This window comes from Rhodococcus sp. WAY2, from assembly GCF_009859915.1.
GTDB lineage: Bacteria > Actinomycetota > Actinomycetes > Mycobacteriales > Mycobacteriaceae > Rhodococcus_F > Rhodococcus_F oxybenzonivorans.
This window is the reverse complement of the sequence record NZ_CP046573.1, coordinates 653,565-668,485: the sequence shown is the minus strand read 5'-3', so window position 1 is coordinate 668,485 and position 14,921 is coordinate 653,565. Positions and strand designations below refer to the sequence as shown.

Annotated in this window: 14 protein-coding genes and 2 pseudogenes; 10 read left to right on the top strand and 6 right to left on the bottom strand. The window is 64.6% G+C overall.

The window, feature by feature from the left end; translation table 11 throughout:
* The first annotated feature begins 72 nt into the window (after positions 1-72).
* The 4 genes from GFS60_RS33130 (at position 73) to GFS60_RS40480 (ending at position 4,743) form a co-directional block, all read left to right on the top strand.
* Positions 73-1,560 (top strand): aldehyde dehydrogenase family protein, encoded by a 1,488-nt coding sequence (locus tag GFS60_RS33130; RefSeq protein ID WP_159928595.1) that lies wholly within the window; start codon positions 73-75, stop codon positions 1,558-1,560.
* A gap of 48 nt (positions 1,561-1,608) precedes the next feature.
* Positions 1,609-1,977, top strand: coding sequence for a hypothetical protein (locus GFS60_RS33125; protein ID WP_159928593.1), 369 nt, complete (start codon positions 1,609-1,611; stop codon positions 1,975-1,977).
* Positions 1,978-2,000: 23 nt separating this feature from the next.
* Positions 2,001-3,968: an MFS transporter gene (locus tag GFS60_RS33120; protein ID WP_159928591.1), complete on the top strand. Its 1,968-nt coding sequence runs from the start codon at positions 2,001-2,003 to the stop codon at positions 3,966-3,968.
* A 433-nt stretch (positions 3,969-4,401) separates the two neighbouring features.
* Positions 4,402-4,743 (top strand): Rieske (2Fe-2S) protein, encoded by a 342-nt coding sequence (locus tag GFS60_RS40480; RefSeq protein ID WP_442972214.1) that lies wholly within the window; start codon positions 4,402-4,404, stop codon positions 4,741-4,743.
* Positions 4,744-4,884: 141 nt separating this feature from the next.
* Here GFS60_RS40480 and GFS60_RS33110 read toward each other — a convergent pair whose 3' ends face one another.
* From GFS60_RS33110 to GFS60_RS39510, 3 genes and pseudogenes are all read right to left on the bottom strand, one after another.
* Positions 4,885-5,745: a sugar phosphate isomerase/epimerase family protein gene (locus GFS60_RS33110; RefSeq protein WP_159928587.1), complete on the bottom strand. Its 861-nt coding sequence runs from the start codon at positions 5,743-5,745 to the stop codon at positions 4,885-4,887.
* 60 nt (positions 5,746-5,805) lie between these two features.
* Positions 5,806-6,402: pseudogene (locus GFS60_RS33105) on the bottom strand (ABC transporter substrate-binding protein); the annotation flags it as partial.
* A 357-nt stretch (positions 6,403-6,759) separates the two neighbouring features.
* A pseudogene (locus GFS60_RS39510) lies at positions 6,760-7,259 on the bottom strand (IS3-like element ISAar24 family transposase); the annotation flags it as partial.
* 108 nt (positions 7,260-7,367) lie between these two features.
* Here GFS60_RS39510 and GFS60_RS33095 point away from each other — a divergent pair.
* The 4 genes from GFS60_RS33095 (at position 7,368) to GFS60_RS33080 (ending at position 10,361) form a co-directional block, all read left to right on the top strand.
* A complete protein-coding gene (locus GFS60_RS33095) occupies positions 7,368-8,564 on the top strand; it encodes an amidohydrolase family protein (protein WP_159928583.1) in 1,197 nt (398 codons plus the stop codon).
* Complete coding sequence (locus GFS60_RS33090; protein WP_159928581.1) at positions 8,561-9,682, top strand: zinc-dependent alcohol dehydrogenase; 1,122 nt, start codon at positions 8,561-8,563, stop codon at positions 9,680-9,682. Before GFS60_RS33095 ends, GFS60_RS33090 begins: the two co-directional genes overlap by 4 nt.
* Positions 9,683-9,964: 282 nt before the next feature.
* The gene (locus GFS60_RS33085) at positions 9,965-10,201 is read left to right on the top strand and encodes a hypothetical protein (RefSeq protein WP_159928579.1); all 237 of its coding nucleotides are present in this window, start codon (positions 9,965-9,967) and stop codon (positions 10,199-10,201) included.
* 10 nt (positions 10,202-10,211) lie between these two features.
* Positions 10,212-10,361, top strand: a complete 150-nt coding sequence (locus GFS60_RS33080) for a hypothetical protein (protein WP_159928577.1) — start codon at positions 10,212-10,214, stop codon at positions 10,359-10,361.
* Positions 10,362-10,473: 112 nt separating this feature from the next.
* On the opposite strand, the gene GFS60_RS33075 is transcribed toward GFS60_RS33080, so the two are convergent.
* From GFS60_RS33075 to GFS60_RS33065, 3 genes are all read right to left on the bottom strand, one after another.
* Complete coding sequence (locus GFS60_RS33075; RefSeq protein ID WP_159928575.1) at positions 10,474-11,373, bottom strand: SDR family NAD(P)-dependent oxidoreductase; 900 nt, start codon at positions 11,371-11,373, stop codon at positions 10,474-10,476.
* A gap of 493 nt (positions 11,374-11,866) precedes the next feature.
* Positions 11,867-12,745, bottom strand: coding sequence for a DUF6282 family protein (locus tag GFS60_RS33070; RefSeq protein WP_159928573.1), 879 nt, complete (start codon positions 12,743-12,745; stop codon positions 11,867-11,869).
* An 11-nt stretch (positions 12,746-12,756) separates the two neighbouring features.
* Positions 12,757-12,900, bottom strand: coding sequence for a hypothetical protein (locus GFS60_RS33065; protein WP_159928571.1), 144 nt, complete (start codon positions 12,898-12,900; stop codon positions 12,757-12,759).
* Between the two features lie 486 nt (positions 12,901-13,386).
* Here GFS60_RS33065 and GFS60_RS40475 point away from each other — a divergent pair, with 486 nt between their 5' ends.
* Positions 13,387-13,866, top strand: a complete 480-nt coding sequence (locus GFS60_RS40475) for a VOC family protein (protein WP_442972213.1) — start codon at positions 13,387-13,389, stop codon at positions 13,864-13,866.
* Positions 13,867-13,878: 12 nt separating this feature from the next.
* The gene (locus tag GFS60_RS33055) at positions 13,879-14,868 is read left to right on the top strand and encodes a TIGR03621 family F420-dependent LLM class oxidoreductase (RefSeq protein ID WP_159928567.1); all 990 of its coding nucleotides are present in this window, start codon (positions 13,879-13,881) and stop codon (positions 14,866-14,868) included.
* Positions 14,869-14,921 lie beyond the last annotated feature (53 nt).

The following is a 14,921-nucleotide window of genomic DNA, read 5'->3' as shown; positions in this document are numbered from 1 at the left end:
GACGATCACCCTCCGCACGAGTTGAGCCAGACAGGCGAGGCGCGGTCAGCGCGCCCGAACCGAAGGGATGCAATGCGGAAACACCTAGAGTCCTTCATCGCCGGCGAGTGGAAGCCGACGGCGCCAGGTGACTTCTTCGACGTCGTCTCGCCCTCGACCGAGGAGCGGGTTGCCAAGGTGGGTCGAACCTCCAAGGCGGACGTCGATGTCGCCATCACGGCAGCCACGTCGGCCGCTCGGTCAGGCGAGTGGCGCCACCTGAGCCTCGACGAGCGCAGTGCCGTCCTCGAGAAGGCGGCTGCCGCCCTGGTCGCGGAGTCGCCGGGCATTGCGGAGACGACGACGGTCGAGACCGGTATGCCACTGGCCACGAGCCGGCGACAGGTCGAGGCAGCGGCCGGCATGCTGCACGCAGCGGTGTCGAACGCGCGGACCGTTCCAAAGCGCGTCGTGCGCTCCGACACGATGGGCAACGTGGTCGTGGAGCTCGAGCCGGTCGGCCCGGTCGGTGCAATCGTCCCCTGGAATGGGCCGCTAAGTCTTTCCGTTCTCAAGGTGGCGCCCGCGCTCCTTGCGGGATGCCCGGTAGTGCTGAAGGGTTCTCCATTGGCGCCCCTGTCGCCTTATGCAATCGCTCGTGCCCTAGCCGACGCGGGCTTGCCGAAAGGCATGCTTAGCGTTGTCGCTGGGGACGGGGACATCGGTGAGCAAATAGTGGCCGATCCGCGACTGCCCATGATCACCTTCACCGGTTCCACCGCAGTGGGCCGCAGCATCGGCGCCCAGGCGGGACAGCTGCTCAAGAAGGTGGCGCTGGAGTTGGGCGGCAAGTCGGCCGCCATCATCCTCGACGATGCCGACGTGCCAGCCGCTGTCGATGTGGTAGCTGGCACCGTGCTCAGCAACATGGGCCAGTATTGTCGCGCGCTGAGCCGTGTCCTGGTGCCCAGGTCGATGGAGGCAGAGGTCGTCCAGGCGCTTGCGGCCAGGGCCGAGGCCATCGTCATCGGAGATCCTATGGATCCCGCAACGGTAATGGGCCCCTTGATCAGCAAGGCGCAGCGCGATCGTGTGGAGTCTTACGTGGACCTCGCGACCAGTCAGGGCGCGCGGGTCGTTGCAGGCGGGAGGCGGCCGCAAGGTCTGGACCGTGGTTGGTACTTCGAGCCGACCGTGCTCTCCGGGGTGAGCAACTCCCACCGTGTGGCGCAGGAGGAGATCTTCGGTCCTGTGGTCTGCGTCATTCCCTACGACGGAGAGGACGAGGCCGTCGCGCTCGCGAACGATATCAGCTACGGCCTGTCGGGAGCGGTCTTCACGGCGGACGCCGCGCGCGGCTACGCGGTGGCACAGCGTATCGAGACAGGTGTGATCGGCGTCAACAGTCAGGGCGCGCGATTCTGCGCACCTTGCGGCGGGACCAAGCTGAGCGGGGTCGGCCAGGAGCACGGTCCGGAGGGCTATCTCGAGTTCCTCGAGCCCAAGACGATCCTTATCCCCGGCGACGTCGCGGACGACCTGGTCGCCTCCGGCGTTCCGTTCCAAGGCTTTCGCTCGTGAATGTGCCCGGCATGTTGGATGCTGGATACTGGATGATAGGATTGATGCATGAGCAATGTTGACCTGCCGGTCCCCGGCGAACTCGCTAATGTTCCCGCCGAGCTGATGGCGCACCTGAGGACGATGCGGCAGTCCATCGAGAGGGACTTCCAAATCAATGATCGCGACGCAAGCTTCGCTCGCCTCGCGGTAATGACTCTCCAGGGCGCTACTCCCGGCTCGATTCGTGGACACATCCAGCACCTGCGGGACCTCGGCGTCACCACGGAAGAGATCTGGGGTGTCATCTACAGCATCATCGGGCACATCGGAATGCCGATGTTCATCAAGGCCCTACCGGTGCTCGAAGCAGAGATCGGCCTTCCGCGCTGGGCGCCGCACGGCGCCGACTCCCGGGAGCGACCGCTGGATCGGTAGCGGAAGGTGGCACCGTGAATTCGGTGAGTACCAAGCCTGCAGTCGACGCACCTGCACCGACAGAGGTGAGCCCTCCCCTCGTAGTCCTCATGCTGTCGTTGTGCGGCACAGTGGTCTCTCTGCAGCAGACCCTGTTCCTGCCCCTGCTGGCCGAGCTGCCGCTCTTGCTGAACACCTCAGCTGGTAGTGCCTCCTGGTTGGTGACGTCGACACTTTTGGCTGGCGCGGTTGCCACTCCGACCATCTCGCGTCTCGCGGACATGTATGGCAAGCGCCGCATGATGCTGCTTGCCCTCGGCGTCTCGGTGGCAGGCTCGCTGATCGGCAGCCTGAGTAGCGCGTTGCCGTTGCTCGTCCTGGCGCGCTCCCTCCAGGGAGCGGGTGTCGCATTGGTGCCGGTTGGCATCGCGATCATGCGTGACCAGCTCCCGCGGGACCGGGTGCCGCTGGGGGTGGCCTGGATGAGTGCGACTCTCGCGATCGGTGCGGGTGCCGGCCTGCCTCTGTCCGGCCTGATCAGCGCGCACCTCGACTGGCACGGCTGCTTCTGGGTGACCGGGATCATGGGGGCGCTGATGATGATCGGCGCGCGACTTGTCATTCCCGAGTCTGCCGTGCGCACGGGCGGGGCGTTCGACGTCAGAGGTGCGCTCCTGCTATCCGTTGCGCTGACGGCTCTCTTCATCGCACTGTCGCAGGGTGGTGAGTGGGGCTGGGGCTCACCGCTGAGCGTCGGGCTGGCGTTAGGGGGACTGGCGACGCTGGCGGTGTGGGTACCGGTCGAGCTGCGGACTCCGCGTCCGCTCGTCGACGTGCGGATCGCGACGCGCAGGGCAGTCCTTCTCGTCAACGTGGCGTCCGTGTTCGCCGGCTTCGCGACGTACATGAACATGCTGGTCTCGATCCAGATCCTCCAGCTGCCGACGTCAACCGGCTATGGCCTCGGTCTGGATGTTCTGCATGCGGCCCTCTGGATGGTGCCGACGGTGGCCGCGTTCGCGCTGTTGGCCCCGGTATCGGCCTGGAGCACGCGTCGATTCGGCCCGCAGGTCACGCTCATTGCTGGTAGCGCGCTGATGGTCGTGACCTACGTCGGTCGCGTATTCATGAGCGATAGCGTCACGCAGGTCGTCATCGGATCGGTGCTCGTGGGCGCGGGCAACGCCCTCGTATACAGCAGCATGCCCACGCTGGTGATGCGAGCCGTACCTGTGACCGAGACCGCCTCGGCCAACGGTCTCAACGTGCTCCTGCGTTCGGTGGGGACCTCGGCAGCCAGCGCTGCCACGGCCGCCGCCACGACCTCGCTGGGGATGACGGTCGCCGGCACCCAGCTACTCTCGTTCGACTCGCTCACCCTGTTGTTCTGGCTGTCGGCCGCCGCCGCTGCTATCACTGTCCTCCTCGGGCTCCCGATGCTCAGCATGGAGGAGTACGCCGCCGAGGCCGATCGCTCCGGAGCCGAGCACCGCGGCGCCGATGCCCAGGTGGTCACGGGTCTGGTGCTGGACCCGAGGGGCGATCCGATTCGCAGCGCGGTGGTCAGCGTCCTCACAATCGACGGGCAGGCCGTCGACTGGGGCCCGGTTGACACCAAAGGCCGGTTCACCGTGGCCATTCCTGAAGCCGGCGACTATTTGGTGGTGACGGCCGCGGATGGGTGGCGGCCACGCTCACGGGTGATGCACATGGCCGACGCCGCTGCGCTCCCGCCGATCGGTCTTCGAGACCGTCTCACCCTGACGGGGGTAGTAGCGAACGCCGATGACGATCCGGTGGTGGATGCGCTCGTCGTGATGACTCGCCGAACCGGAGAAATGGTGGGATCGATCCGCACTGACCATGAAGGCCGCTACGCGATGCCACGGCCCATCTCGGGACGATACGTCGTCACCGTTGCCGCTCGGGAGGGTCAGATCGGCGCGCGAGCCGTGACGGTCCTCGATGCGGCACGCGACATCGACATGAAGCTCGGCGCGCCGCTCGCCTGAGTCTGCACCTTGGGCCTGATCCGTCTATAGAACCTGGATGCAGTATCCCCTAGTGATCGTAGACTAGTGTGCGGAGGCCGACATGGCGGAACGATGGGCACCCGCGAACTCTCGCTTCTGGATCAGCGCTCGCTACGGGGGGCCGTTCGATCGCTCGTGGCCGAAGGTAAGCCAGTGACGGTCCAACGCATCTGCCTGCGGGCAAGTGCTGGGCAAGCACACGTTCTACCGCCTGTATGCCGACGTCGATGAGGCGATGAGGCGATGAGGCGATGAGGCGATGAGCGACGGGTTCGGGGCAGCTGGGAGTCCACGCCCCGCGGCAGCCCAGCGCTTAAACCATGGCTAGCTGCCGCGACCTAGCTGGTTGACGCGCCTTCTTCGGGCGACGCCATCCAGTGGTCAGAGTGCGGGCCCCGAGGGAGAGGGGCAGGTGTGGAGGTGGATCGCCGCGGGCACGACTCCGACTCTGGCCGTGAACGAACGAGTTGTTGTTCGCGTGCCGTTCCTCGCCGCTGACATCGTCGTACTTCGTACCCGGCGTCGATGGTTGGCGTTCGAAGAGAGATGCCCTCACCGGGGGCGCACACTTTCCGACGCGCAGGTCACCCGGACCCACGTGATCTGTGAGGGGCACTGTTGCGATTCCGCATCAAGGACGGTCGGTGCGACACTTCCGGGAGTGGCCGAGGCGCCCGGATCAAGGGTCTGGCAGGCCTTCGGTGACGGGGCGGTCCTGCGGATTAAGGGGCCTGTCGCTCAGCGCCGGAGTTGATGCACGTCGTCGGCGTGATGGGTCGCAGGTCTCGCGGTCTCCGGCCGAGCGCGTCCGGCAACTCTGCGCGAGTAGCGCTGTAGCACGGCAAGGGTGTCCGGGACGGAAGCCGGTGCTGGATCGAGTGGGCGACCGACGCACTCACGAAGCACGTGCCGTTTCGAGGAGTCGCCTGGTTGACTCGTACGTGGCGCGGGCCACCTCGTCGACGCTCAGCTCTCGCAAAGTATCCGAAAGGATCTCGACTCCCACCGGGGCGTTCGCGCCGGTCGCGTCGACCGTACGGATCCAGTCGAGCAGTGGCAGTTCCCCCTCGCCCGGAAGCAGCCGCCCCGTCTGCGTCTCGACCAGCAGATCGGCCGGGGGGTCCCATGGCAGGTCGGTGACCTGCAGCGTGATGATCCGCTCGGCCGGCACCGCCGCGAGGTCCTCGAAGCACGTGCCGCCCCGGAAGAAGTGATACGAGTCGACGACGAGGCCACCGTTGAGGCGCCCAGCCATGTCGATGACCGACATCGCATCCTGGAGGGTTGCCACCGCCCTGAACGGCATGAACTCGATACCGACCAGCATGCCGGCCTCGGCGGCGATGTCGCAGATCTGCGCGAACCCGGTCGCCACCTCGTCGCGTTCGATCGGCGTCCCGCCCGGGAGTCCGACGATGACGTTCATGTGCCGTGCATCTAGAACATGGCCCACCTCGACCATCCGCCGAGCCGCGTCAAGCTCTTCGGTGGTCGGGGTGGGACTGAAGGCGAGGGTCTCCAGCTCGGCGACCGTGATGCCGTGATCGTCCGCAGTGCGCCGCATCGACCCAAGCGTGAGACCCGATTGCAAGACCGCGTCGACGTCATACATCGTCAGCCCCATCCCGGCATAGCCGGCACCCGAGGCGGCTTGCACGCGCTCAACGAACGGGTGACGGGAGATCGCGCGGGTCGGTGAGCCGGAAAGGGTGTAGTAGGAAGCGATGAGGTCTTTGCCATCAAGCGCTGAGTGCATCGTCCGGACCACCTTAAATTATGGATACTGGATGCATCTTGGTCGATGGTATTACTACGGTCAAGGGGCTCCCATCACGTCGGCCCTGGCCAGGATGACGCCCGGTACGCGCACCGCGGGCACGTGCACCGGCTCCTCGGCCATCCGGCGGGACAGGTCTTCGAGTGCCTCGGCCCGCTTGGGGTCGTCGAGCCCGAGCTCCAGCGCGGCCTCGGCCGCCTTGACCAGCTCGGGGTCGGATCCTCCGGGGTTGTATGGGCCGAGGATGTTCTCCTGCAGGAAGAAGCCGGGCTCGCCCCGCACGTCGAGCACGGAAGCCAGCGCGTCATACTCGCCCGTGATCCAGCTCGGGCGAAGGTCAGCCGGATCGGGTATCTGGACATTGAAGGTCACGCCGACCTTCGCCAGCTGGTCCTGGTAGATCGTCGCCAGCGTGCGCCCCGGCTCCGATCCGGTCGCCAGGGCGTTGATCGTCAGGGCCGGATAGCCGGCCTCGGCGAGCAGGCGTCGCGCCTCATCGGGGTCATAGGCATTCTCCTCGAGCTCGGGGACGTGCCCCGGCAAGCCCTCGAAGAAGAACTGTCCGGCTTCGGGCGCCGCGCCGTCGAACACTGCCTCGTTGATCGTCTTGCGGTCGATGGCCAGTCCGATCGCCTTTCGGACCCGCGGTCATCGTTGCGCTCGTACTCCACGCGGTCCTGGCTGGTGGTGACCGCCTTGTAGTTACGTTAGTGCCATGGGCAGCCGTCGCACTCACGAGGACCGCGTTCGGCGTCTGAAGGACATCGGCATGACGCCCGAGATGGCAGTGCCGATCGCGGCCGGGATCGTGGTACGCCGGCGGGGCGGCAGTAACCAGCCGCTTGCGACGGATACGTCTGCCGATCCACGGCACAATCGATCGATGACATGACACCGATCGAGATCGAGGTCGCGCCCTACGCTGCATGGGACCGTCTCATCCGGGCACGGTCGAGACCCAACCAGAAGCCTCCGGAATCACAGGGCTGTTCACAGCGCACTGTCTCGGCGGATGTCGGTCGACCAGCCCACGATGTGGCGGCTGTAGGCGTCGAGAACCGCGGCGCAGAGCCTTGCCCTCGCGGGTCGGGTGCTCGGTGACGTCGGTGACCCACCGCTCGTTCGGGGCCAGGTGTGGAACTTCCGGTTGACCAGGTCCTCGCTGGTCACGCCACCGCGAAGCCGCTTGACCCTGGACGGTCCAGGCGGGCCGTAGATCTCTGCCCGGGTCATCAGCACTGAGATCGGTTGGGAGCCGACGAGCCGACCCTGACACTCATCGCCATTGGGAGGCGACGTGGATCTCGCGGATCAGGCTGGTCAGCCATTCTCGCCGCAGCTGGGTGGCTGACGTTGGCCGGTTCTTGTAGCCGTAGTAGCCGGGGCTGGAGACACCGAGCGCCTGACAGCACTTCTTGACTGGGGTGCCGGCTGTCGACGAGGCGGTCGATCGCCGGGTGAACCCCTGTGGGTGCGACTTCTCCTGGTAGGTCAGGGTGTGGCCGGGACCCAGCGACGATGCGATTCAGGATGCTGCATCCAGGTTATGTTAGAGTAGTTCTCGCCTCGCAGCACCCAAAGTTCATAAGCCAGGAGGATCCATGACGATTGTCGAGCGGACCGTCACACTGCTGCCCGATCCGGAGCCCCGTGAAGTGAGAAACTTGCTCATTTCGACGGATGACCATCTCATCGAGCCGCCGGACATGTTCGAGGGGCGTCTGCCGTCAAAGTTCGCTGGGCAGATCCCGAAGATCGTGGAGCAAGATGGTGTTGAGGTCTGGCAGGTTGAGGACCGTCGTCTCCCCAACATGGGGCTGAATGCTGTTGTAGGGCGGCCGCCTTCGGAATGGTCGGATGAGCCGCAGCGCTTCGAGGACTTGCGGCCCGGGTGCTGGCAGATTGATGCTCGCATCAAGGACATGGACATCAACGGCATCTACGCGTCGCTGTGTTTTCCGTCTAGGATCGCAGGGTTCGGTGGCGCCAGGTTCGCTGAGTTCAACGATCCCGAGCTCGGCTTGGCGTGCGCTCGCGCGTGGAACCAGTGGCATATCGAGGAGTGGGCCGCGCCCTATCCGGATCGGATCATCCCGGTTCAAGTGCCCTGGCTTCTCGACCCAGTCGTTGCCGCGGAGGAGATCCGCCGCAATGCGGAGCGTGGATTCAAGGCGGTGACCTTCCCCGAGATGCCGACCGCGCTGGGCCTGCCCAGTCTCACGTCTAAGTATTGGGATCCCTTCCTTCGTGCCTGCGAAGAAACCGAAACGGTCGTCTGCCTCCACACAGGTTCGGGAACTGGCTATCTCGTTCGCAGTGAGCCCGACGCACCGCAGAACGTGAATGTCTCACTGTTTCCCGCTCACGCGATGGTGTCTGCGACTAACTGGCTGTGGTCGGGTGCTCCGAGCCGGCATCCCGACCTCAAGATCATGATGGCGGAAGGCGGTATCGGATGGGTGCCCATGATGATCGATCGCCTGAACTACATGGCCGATCACGCTGGCCTGGCCTGGCTCGGCGACTGGAATGACGAACTCTCCCCGGCGGAAGTCCTGACCCGCAATTTCTACCACGCGATGTTCAGCGACCCCAGCAGTATCGAAGCACGCCACATCATCGGGCTTGAGCACATCACCATCGAGGCTGACTATCCGCACGCCGATGGCACCTGGCCGGATACACAGCCGCATTTCGATGACCTCCTGCGTGACCTGCCCGAGCATGATCGCAACCTGATCGCGTATGGCAACGCTGCGCGACTCTTCCGTCACCCGCTGCCGGACTTCGTCGCATGAGGGCCCGCACGAGCCGAGCCGCGGTGCTGACCGCACCGTACACGCTGGAAATCCATGATGTCCCGCTGCCGGAGATTGGCGAGGATGATGCCCTTCTCCGGGTGGAGGTCTGCGGTATCAGCGGCAGTGACGTTCATAAGTTCGGACGTGACGTAGAGCCCTTCATCCTGGGGCATGAGCCGGTCGGGACGATCGAGGCTATCGGGCCGGTGGCGAGCCAGCGTTGGGGTGTGCAGGCGGGTGATCGTGTGGGCGTGGAGCCGGCTCTGCGCTGCGGCAAATGCGCCGCGTGTCGAGCGGGCGAGAACATGGGCTGCACTGACACGCGACTGCAGGGTCTCTCCGTCCGAGCGCATGCGAGTCTGCCGCTGAGCCTGGAGCCCAGACTTTGGGGTGGCTGCGCCGAGTACATGTACCTCGACCGTGACGCAATGGTGCACAAGGTGCCCGATGGCGTCTTGCTCGCCGAGGCCGCCTTACTGAACCCGCTGGCGAGCGCGATCGAGTGGTCAGTCCTCGTGCCGGAGACGCGAATGGGCGCGGACGTTGTGGTGCTGGGAGCGGGACAGCGTGGCTTGCTGTGCGTCGCGGCGCTTCGTGAGGCGGGCGCCGGCACGATCGTGGTGACCGGCCTGCGGCGCGATGCGCACAAGCTCGAGGTGGCGCTCAAGCTTGGGGCCGACCGCGTGGTTTGCGTGGAGGACGAGGACGTCTTCGACGCGGTGTCGGATGCGACGGGCGGGACCATGGCTGACGTGGTGATCGACGTCACGCCCAATGCCACCCAACCGATCGTCGATGCGATCCGCGTCGTGAAACGTGGTGGGACGATCATTCTGGCTGGCGTGAAGTGGGGCAAGGAGGTGCCCGGCTTTGTCAGCGACCAGCTGGTGATCCGGCACATCACAATGCGGGGTGTTCAAGCGGCGAGCTCGGACAGCTTCGCCATGGCGATGAGGGTTCTAGAGCGAGGTCGGCACCCACTGCACCTGCTCCATTCCCACTCGTTCCCGCTGGACCGTGCCGCAGACGCTATTCGCACGTTGTCCGGTGAACTCGACGACGGCACACCCGCGATCTCCGTCACGATCAATCCGTCAATGGAGGTACGCGCGTGAGCAAGCCGTCGATGGGCGTACTCGCGTGAGCGAAACCCTTCATCACGGACGTCTGCGGGCCAGCGAGCCCTGGTGAGTGGCGCGAGAAGGGGATCGGAAAGGCAGTCTCGCCAGGTCTTGTCTCCGGTGCGGTGACAGTTCTGTGGAGTACGCATCTTCGGGCCGGAGTGGTCCTCGTCTCGAAGCTCTTGCTTGGCGCGGTCACGTTCGGGGACACGGTAGAGGACAACGCTGTCCGGCGGCCTCCACAAACTGGGTCCGCCAAGATCGATTCCGGTCAGTTTGAGCCGAACCCGCGATGGCGGGCTCATCCCGGGGCTGATCAACGCCACCCTCGAACGCGGGCTGGGGCAGCTGTTGGCGACCCAGCTGCAGGGTGTGCCGAAGACGCTGGTGTGGGACGGCGAAGGAGCGGTCGGCAGGTGGCGTGCACGGCAGTCCGAGCTCATGTTGGACTGTCAGGGGTTCCGCAGCGTGCTGGGTGCGAAGGTGTACATCTGCAAGCCCGCCGACCCTTGAAGCCAAGGGGATGCTCGAGCGGCTCCACGGTTACCTCGAGCGGCCCTTCCTACTCGGCTGGACCTTCACCGGTCCCGAGGACTTCAACACCCAGTCAGCCGGGTTCTTCACCAGGGCCAACGCCCGGAAGATGCGGGTCCTGGGGCTGCACGCCCGGTGACCGGGTCGCAGCTGACCGGATAGTGATGCTGCCCTTGCCGCCGGTGCCGCCCGAGGTCGGGTGGCGCGATAGCCTGCGGTTGCCGACGGGTCAGAGAAATTCAACACCTCGCTCAGACTGTGAGAGACGTGGGCGGCGTTTCGGTGACCGACATGTCGTTGATGCGTGCAAAATTGTCTCGAATATCCTCGGGAGTGAGCCCCTTGCTGATAATGCCTTCGGACATGACATAGGTCGCCCTTCGGGTCCAACGTGTGCTCGCCCTGAAGAACTCGCCCTGAGCCGTGCAGTCGGGGTGTAGCAGCCATGCCACCAGGGAGGACACGATCGCCGTGGATTGAGATTCCAAACCCTCGTCGTCGGAGAAGTCCAGGCTGAGATCCTCCGCCATCATATTCCGCACGCGCAAACGCGCGGCGCCTGCGACGCCATCGGTGTCGCGCATCATGGAGGTGAATGCTGTCGGAAGGACTGCATTGACTCCGATGCCGGCATTTGCGCCTTCCGCTGCTAGCGCACGCGTCATCGCGAGAAGTGCGCCTTTCGAACTGGCGTAGTGAGCGAGGTGAGCCGATCCACTGACTGCCGCCATCGAAGAGATCATCACGATCCGACCATTGGACTTCTGCAGATGCGGCCAGGCGACCTGAGCAATGAAGAGCGGTCCGTACGCATTGACCCTCATCGTTCGATCAAGGAGCTCGGGCGTGATGTCCAACAGCTCGGCATGGATCGATATTCCGGCGTTGTTGACGATGCCGTGAAGACCGCCGAAGGAGTCGAGCGCGGTTTGCACCAGTGCCGATGCGCCAGCCGGTTCTGCGATGTCGTTCGTATCGGCGACGGCATGGCCTCCACCAGCAGTGATTTCAGAGGCCACGTCGGCAGCGCCACGGATATCGTTTACCACGACGGCGGCGCCACGGTCGGCGAGGAGCAGCGCGTGCGCTCTCCCCATTCCAGTTCCTGCTCCAGTGACGATTACGACCTGGTTGTCGAAACGCACGGTCATCCTGCTACTCCAAATCCTCCGACGGGGTCGGGTCAGTGGTGATGGTTCCTGACGAAGACCCGGTGACGGTGTGCGCCCACCGGGCCGATGCATCCGTCCCGCCTTCGATCTCCGGATCTGCGCACCTGGCCCTTAGCGACCGACCCAGGCACGCAGGTCTGGAATCAGTCGAGTCAACTGATCATCTATTGAGGGCCCGATGGTGCGAGTGTGACGCCTGCCGTGGCGGCGGGTGCTCCGCAGCCTGGATCCAGGCTGTCTACTTTGCCAAGGCTTACAAATTTCAGGCGCCTGTGATGAGGTGGTGTCCTACGGATTGGTTGCGAGGCACCGCTTGAATGTCTCGTCAGCTCGTTGAGCTCGTCTTTGATACCCCGGGTCAAATACCGGGGTCAGGGCAACGTCCGACCGGCGATTGCCGCGGACCGCCCATACTTCCGTCGTGCTGACCTCATCCAGACGCCGGCGACGGCTTGGAAGCGATCCAGCCCACTCAGCGGAGCCCTAGCAGCTCCGCCGGGGTCGCGGTGATCATGCGGTGCACCCGAGCCTCGTTGAAGCCGCGCGTGATCAGTTCCGCGACTGCCCAGCGCATCAGTTCAGGTGCTGGAGGTGCTTTGGTGATGCCGGAGTCAGAGGTCAGAACCATACGCACATCACCCGCGAGCCGCGCGACCTTAGCCAGCCGATCGAACATGCTGTCCACCTGCTCAGCAGGAGCACGGTAGAGACTGTACGCAGTGATCTCGACAACGACGTTCCCGAAGCCGAGCAATGTCTCGACCTCACTCAAGCTGAGGCCCATCGTCCAGTTCGGGTTGGTCAGGACGAACGGTGCCGCACTTCGGCGGCCTGCCTTCAAGAGCGCGACGCACTCCTCGTAGCTGGGGTACCCGACGCCCACTGGTACGTCGTACTCGTCCGCAAGGTCGACGATGGATCGCACGGAGTCGAGCAGGCGCCCGTCCTCTGTCACCAACCGGATCGACCCTGCGGCGAAGTCGACGCCGCGCCGGGCGGCCTCGGGAACGTGCGCGACCGCCTTCTGGTGGTGCGCGGCACTCAGGGTCGGCAGCCCCACCCACTTGGCGCCGGCCGCCAAGGCAACCTCCACGGCCAGGGAGTTCAACCCGCCGACGGTGTCGTTGCACAGAATGGCGCCATACAGATCGAACCCCGTGACCTGCTGAACGAATCGGCACCGGCTGGCAGTGGGCTCGAAATGATGTCGGTGAAGTCCACCGCGGAACCCCGCCGCCCGGAGGCGCTCTGCGAGCGTTAGGTCGTCCTCTATCCGTTCGATCAGGTCAGGGAGCGCGTGCACGTACAGGTCCACGACTCCTTCAGGCAGCTCCAGTCCCGTTGCATCCATGACGTGCGTGCTCACAGGACCGACCCCAGCCGCCCAATCCGCTCGACGACCAGCGCGTCACCGACGCTTCCCTGGCCTTCGGATTCCTGCATGCCCCCAGGGCCCCCGGTGTCCGTCGCGCCGATTGCGATATGCGAGATTCCAACGTATGTCATACAAGTACGTCCTTTGATTCGGCCACAGCAATTTCAGCCTTGGCTCGGTGCCGACTGACCTGAGTGGAAGTTGTCATGGAGCACTGATTGTCCGGCGATCTAAGACAGCCTGGATGTAGGATGCGAAGAAGTTACCGCGAGCCTCTCGGTCGGTCAAGGGGGCCCGAAGTCGCAGCGATGGTCGTTGACGTCCTCCGTCCCTCGCGCCGCACTCCTCCCGGTGAGCCGGTCCGACGGACATTCGATCGAGACTTACTTGTCGCCTGTCACGGCGGCGGGTCCGCCGACGACAGCGGGGCACGCGCGTACTACCGGTCACGGGACCCGCTTGACCGGCTGAGAGCCGCACGGTAGCGTGAGAGAATCCTGAATCCAGGACTCTTCCGAAGTGCGCGACGTGCCCCCGTTGGAGGAATCTGCCACCCGGGTCGGCCGACATCGATTCGAGGTTCGAATCGCAACGACGAATCAGAAGGATTTATCGAGATGACATGCGTTGGTATCTCGCACATCGCAATCGGCGTGACAGACATGGAGCGTTCGATTCAGTTCTATACGCAGGTGGTCGGGCTTCGAGTGTCCATCGATCGTGAAGAGAAGCGGGACGGAGTCGACCGACCTTTTCATCGCCGTGCTGTCTATCTTCGGTGGGACGAAGGTCCTGGTTCCGGCTACATCGTCCTTGACCAGCAATTCGGGAGCAAAGCCAAGGGGGCACCGGCAGACTGGTTCGATCTCGGCATTCACCACGCTGCGGTCCTGGTTGCTGACATCGACGCCACTCTCGAACGGGCGCGGGAGAAAGGTTATCCCGCGTTGTCCTCGGCGCCAGCCCGGCTCGGTGGTGAATGGAGCGGAGAGCCGTCCGGGGGGACTATCGCGACTGCGACGTTGAGGGACCCAGATGGAAACCTCATCCAAGTCGAGCAATGGCTAGACGTCGAGCCGGCGACGACTGGAAGTTGAGTTACTTTCCCGATGACCACTATGCGTAAGCCCTTCCGCTTCGGCCTGATGAGCAACGGTGGTGACACGCCGAGCGACACTGTCCGATTGGCGCAACAGGCGGAGGCCCTCGGTTTCCACGGCTTCTACATCAATGATCACTACGCTGGGCCCGGACCAGCGATGACTGCCGCGAATCACGCGCCGCAGGTGCTTGCAGCACTACCGCTTGCAGCAGCCATAGCGGGCAACACGTCTGCGATCGCGATTGGCTTTCGGGTGATCTGCATTGACTACCACCATCCCGTCGTGCTCGCCAAAGAGCTTGCAACGATCGACGCGATCAGCCCGGGCCGCCTGGACGTCGGCCTAGGTGCAGGCTGGATGAAGTCCGAGTATGACGCGATGGGAATCCCGTTCGATCCACCGGGAACGCGAATCGACAGGCTCGGCGATGTTGTGAAGATCCTGCGAGCCAGCTTTGCTGGCGAACCTCTTGACGTCGCGGGTGTGACGGGGCTGCAGGTGGCTGGTTTCTCCGCGCGGCCGGTTCCCGAAAAGATGCCGACGATTGCCATCGGTGGGGGGCGGCGCCGGATGCTGAGTCTGGCTGCTCGCCTAGGCGACGTCGTCGCCTTCAACGTGGCCGTGGGCGATAAACTGGCTCCGTCTATTCTCGACCTTTCGAATGCGCAAAAGACCCGCGAACAGATCGGCTGGGTTCGCGACGCCGCCGATGATCGGTTCGATGAGCTCGAACTCGAGGTTGGTGTACCTTTCGTCGTGCATTCCGACCGGATCGATGAGTCGCTGGAGGCGCGCCTCGTGGAGGAGACCGGTGGGCTGCTCAGGATGTCGACATCTGCCGCGCTCGAGCATCCACATGTGCTCATCGGAGACGTCGATCGGATTGTCGACACCCTCGAGGAGCGGCGAGACACGTATGGGTTCAATCGGGTGACGGTCCTTGCTCGAAATATGGAGAAGTTCGCGCCAGTGGTCGCGCGCCTCGGTGGACGGTGACGGGCCTGCTGCACGAAGGGGTGGCAGTCAGGGTGAGGCCGCCTGGGTGGCGG

Coding starts and splice junctions, on each gene's coding strand:
- GFS60_RS33130 (WP_159928595.1), top strand. CDS start 73: ATGCGGAAACACCTAGAGTCCTTCATCGCCGGCGAGTGGAAGCCGACG.
- GFS60_RS33125 (WP_159928593.1), top strand. CDS start 1,609: ATGAGCAATGTTGACCTGCCGGTCCCCGGCGAACTCGCTAATGTTCCC.
- GFS60_RS33110 (WP_159928587.1), bottom strand. CDS start 5,745: ATGCACTCAGCGCTTGATGGCAAAGACCTCATCGCTTCCTACTACACC.
- GFS60_RS33095 (WP_159928583.1), top strand. CDS start 7,368: ATGACGATTGTCGAGCGGACCGTCACACTGCTGCCCGATCCGGAGCCC.
- GFS60_RS33090 (WP_159928581.1), top strand. CDS start 8,561: ATGAGGGCCCGCACGAGCCGAGCCGCGGTGCTGACCGCACCGTACACG.
- GFS60_RS33080 (WP_159928577.1), top strand. CDS start 10,212: ATGCTCGAGCGGCTCCACGGTTACCTCGAGCGGCCCTTCCTACTCGGC.
- GFS60_RS33075 (WP_159928575.1), bottom strand. CDS start 11,373: ATGACCGTGCGTTTCGACAACCAGGTCGTAATCGTCACTGGAGCAGGA.
- GFS60_RS33070 (WP_159928573.1), bottom strand. CDS start 12,745: ATGGATGCAACGGGACTGGAGCTGCCTGAAGGAGTCGTGGACCTGTAC.
- GFS60_RS33065 (WP_159928571.1), bottom strand. CDS start 12,900: ATGACATACGTTGGAATCTCGCATATCGCAATCGGCGCGACGGACACC.
- GFS60_RS40475 (WP_442972213.1), top strand. CDS start 13,387: ATGACATGCGTTGGTATCTCGCACATCGCAATCGGCGTGACAGACATG.
- GFS60_RS33055 (WP_159928567.1), top strand. CDS start 13,879: ATGACCACTATGCGTAAGCCCTTCCGCTTCGGCCTGATGAGCAACGGT.